This window comes from Levilactobacillus hammesii DSM 16381 (assembly GCF_001434395.1).
Taxonomy (GTDB): Bacteria; Bacillota; Bacilli; order Lactobacillales; family Lactobacillaceae; genus Levilactobacillus; species Levilactobacillus hammesii.
On sequence record NZ_AZFS01000004.1, the window covers coordinates 1 to 3,069 of the forward strand.

The 3,069-nt window shown below is 33.9% G+C and carries 5 protein-coding genes; 3 read left to right on the forward strand and 2 right to left on the reverse strand.

From position 1 onward, the window contains the following. The first annotated feature begins 141 nt into the window (after positions 1 to 141). Positions 142 to 405 (forward strand): AbrB/MazE/SpoVT family DNA-binding domain-containing protein, encoded by a 264-nt coding sequence (locus FD28_RS00165; protein WP_003643337.1) that lies wholly within the window; start codon positions 142 to 144, stop codon positions 403 to 405. Continuing rightward, on the forward strand, positions 399 to 743 hold the full coding sequence (locus FD28_RS00170) for a type II toxin-antitoxin system PemK/MazF family toxin (RefSeq protein ID WP_001748110.1): 345 nt from the start codon (positions 399 to 401) through the stop codon (positions 741 to 743). Before FD28_RS00165 ends, FD28_RS00170 begins: the two co-directional genes overlap by 7 nt. Positions 744 to 903: 160 nt before the next feature. Here FD28_RS00170 and FD28_RS00175 read toward each other — a convergent pair whose 3' ends face one another. Beyond that, the gene (locus FD28_RS00175; protein ID WP_057731289.1) at positions 904 to 1,188 is read right to left on the reverse strand and encodes a helix-turn-helix domain-containing protein; all 285 of its coding nucleotides are present in this window, start codon (positions 1,186 to 1,188) and stop codon (positions 904 to 906) included. Positions 1,189 to 1,307: 119 nt separating this feature from the next. Here FD28_RS00175 and FD28_RS00180 point away from each other — a divergent pair, with 119 nt between their 5' ends. Continuing rightward, a complete protein-coding gene (locus tag FD28_RS00180; protein WP_057731291.1) occupies positions 1,308 to 2,504 on the forward strand; it encodes an AIPR family protein in 1,197 nt (398 codons plus the stop codon). Positions 2,505 to 2,630: 126 nt separating this feature from the next. Here the strand turns inward: FD28_RS00180 and FD28_RS00185 are convergent. Beyond that, positions 2,631 to 3,069, reverse strand: a 439-nt coding sequence (locus FD28_RS00185; RefSeq protein ID WP_083478070.1) for a DUF536 domain-containing protein, incomplete at its 5' end; no start/stop codon positions are given.

Sequence of the window (3,069 nt, forward strand, 5' to 3'; positions counted from 1 at the left end):
TCTTGAACCTCTTTAAGAACGTTTGAATCTTTGATGGGTAAGACAACTTGTTGCATGTAAATGACCTCCAGTAAGAATATTTGCATTGTGTATCTACACGGGATATACTTGACTTGTAATAATAATTTAGGAGGGGAAAATATGGAACTTATTAAAGAACAAACACGCTTAGCAAAGTGGGGAAACTCGAAAGCTGCTAGAATTCCTAGCCAAATTATTAAACAACTGAAATTAGATGATAACCAAGATATGACAATAACCATTGAAAATGGATCAATTGTTTTAACACCAATAAAAAAGAACCCAACCAATATTCACGAACTATTTAAGGATTGGAAAGATGACGGGAAAAGGGATCACGAGCTTGATTGGGGAAAGTCAGAAGGTAATGAACTTCAATGGTAAGCCAAGGTGATATATTTTATGTTAACTTTAATCCAAGCCGTGGTCATGAACAGATGAATAAGCGACCAGCCATTGCGCTAAGCAATGATCTAGTCTGTCAGACAAGTAACATGACGATTGTGGCTCCAATTAGCAGTACCAAGCGTAATTTTCCAATGTATCATCGACTAACTAGTAGTCAAACAGTATATGGAAAAGTATTATTAGATCAAACCATAGCCTTAGATTTACGGGCAAGACATGTCACTGATGAAACTATTGTCGATCATGTATCGCGTGAAGAACTAGAAGAAATAATCACTTTGTACAAATTATTGTTTAGTATTGATGACAAATAGAAGAAGTCATTTCTTTAATATTAAAACAAATAACCCCCAAGATCTATATTATAGATCTTGGGGGTTATTCTTTCAATGTTTTTGAGGGGTTATTTGTATATTATAGCCCCTAAATATTTCTTGACCAAAGATAGCGATAATCATGTTGGTGGTTAAATTGTTATTCATTATTTTTCACATGTTCAGAGGGTTCATCGATCAACAGTCTACATAGCTCTAATAGGTCTTTGTTTTCTTTTTTCAAAACTGAAGGGTCACTCATTTTTCTTATAACAGCTATAGTTAAAGCATTTTTACCAGTTTCAATTCTAGATATTGTTTTAATATCAAGATCCATACGGGCCGCTAATTCTTGTTGAGTTACTCCTTCAGCATTACGAATTTCACGAAAAGCATTACCTACGATAGAGTTATATTGGTCATATTGTTTATTAATTGTAGTCATCTGTAATTGTCCTTTTTATAAATAAATGGGGCCCTTATGGTATTCTAATATATTTTAAATGCTAGTAGTATTTAAAATGAATCATGATTCGTTATAAAAATAGAAATGAGGATAGACAAATGGATAAAAATTTGATTTTAGACATAAAAGCAAAAGTTGTGTCACGAATGAAGAGCCCCTACTCTGAACGTAAGGACTCTGGAGATGAACCGTATTATATTTATCATGCCTACGTGGACGTGAATGATTTACCTAGTGGGATTCCAACAGAAGTAAACCCGCGTGAAACGAATATGCACACTAATGTTGCTAAAGCTATTATTAGGGGATTAGAGAGCGACTCCGAAATGTTTTATTTGAACAATAGAGGGATATTTATGTCGGCAGAATCAGTTAGTTGGCGAGGTAATACTCTTCATGTTGATTTAGGAAATGACAAAATGCAATATGGGATTTTAGATGGAGGACACACATACCGAGCTATTTTGGACAGACGCAATCAGATACATGAAGGGATAGTGCAATATGTCCATCTAGAGATTGCCACCAAAATAACTGAATTAGAGCCTATCGATGTAATTGCTTCTTCGAGAAATCATAGTGTTCAGGTTAATGATAAAGCAATAGCTGAATTAGCAGGGAACTTTGATTTTGTTAAAAAAGCAATTAAAGATGAGCCTTATGCTAAAAGAATTGCATATAAGCAAAACCAGAATACGGCTGATTTTGATATTGACGCCACGGATTTAATTAGATTAATGTTTGCGATGAATGCGATTAGTTTCCCTAAGCAGTCCCTATCACAACCGATTCAGGCTTATAGTGGGAAAACGTATGTTTTAAGGCAATTTTTGAAATCAATTCGCAATGAAAAAGATGCCAGTCCCTATTACAACTTGGCTCATTTATTACCTAGCATGGTCAAACTATATAACCAAATAGAGTTAGACGTTCCTAGTGCATACAAATTTATTTCTGGTAAAAATGCTAGATTTGGAAGTGTAAAAGGAGTTGAAAAACGGTTATCTGAAACTAAATATTTCAAAGATAAAACAGAATATAATATTTCTCAAGGATTGTTGTTCCCAATTTTTGCTGGTTTTAGATACTTAATCCAGCCCCAAGAAACAGGAGTTTTAGATTGGGTAAAGGATCCTTTCGAACTTTGGAAGGAAGTGCAAAATAAACTAGTTAATAATACGATTGAAATGTCTAGAAGTTTGGGAAACAATCCGCAATCGACGGGGAAGAACGCTTCTCTTTGGCAACAAAATTATGATGCTGTTAAGTCACAGTACCTTGAAGATAAAGAATAATGTTATGTAGCTCTTCACAATGATTTTTAGAATGAAATAAAGAAAGCTGGTCCACGGCTTAAACTGTGGACCAGCTTTCTTTATTCTTAATAGGAGAGAGAATGAATTTAAAATCTTTAAGTTTGACTAACTAAAGATTTTTAAATTAGTTATTACTTTTTCTAAATTATGACCAAAAATGCCACCAATGATTTTTTCCCCTAGATCAATATTATCGGTATGCTCTGTTCTTTTAATTGAAATCTCTTTAGATGCTTCAATTTTCTTTTCAGCTATTAATTGCAATTGTTGTGATTGATCTAGTAATTTTGTTAGATTTTCTATTTGCTGGTCTTTGGTAGCAAGCTGTTTGTCACGTTGAGACTTTAAATCTGCTACTTCTCTTCTTAGAGTAGAGATTAGCTCATAATTTTCTTTGCTAGTCTTTGTCACTTTTTTGCTACTTGTTTGTTGGGCATTTGCTACCAAAGGCTTTGCTACCTTGTCTTTAATAATTCTTTCAGCTGTAGGGCTAATCATGTTTGTACCTTGACTATCTTTTTGTCGGTTCTTTGTTGGTAGTCTT

Coding starts and splice junctions, on each gene's coding strand:
- FD28_RS00165 (WP_003643337.1), top strand. CDS start 142: ATGGAACTTATTAAAGAACAAACACGCTTAGCAAAGTGGGGAAACTCG.
- FD28_RS00170 (WP_001748110.1), top strand. CDS start 399: ATGGTAAGCCAAGGTGATATATTTTATGTTAACTTTAATCCAAGCCGT.
- FD28_RS00180 (WP_057731291.1), top strand. CDS start 1,308: ATGGATAAAAATTTGATTTTAGACATAAAAGCAAAAGTTGTGTCACGA.
- FD28_RS00175 (WP_057731289.1), bottom strand. CDS start 1,188: ATGACTACAATTAATAAACAATATGACCAATATAACTCTATCGTAGGT.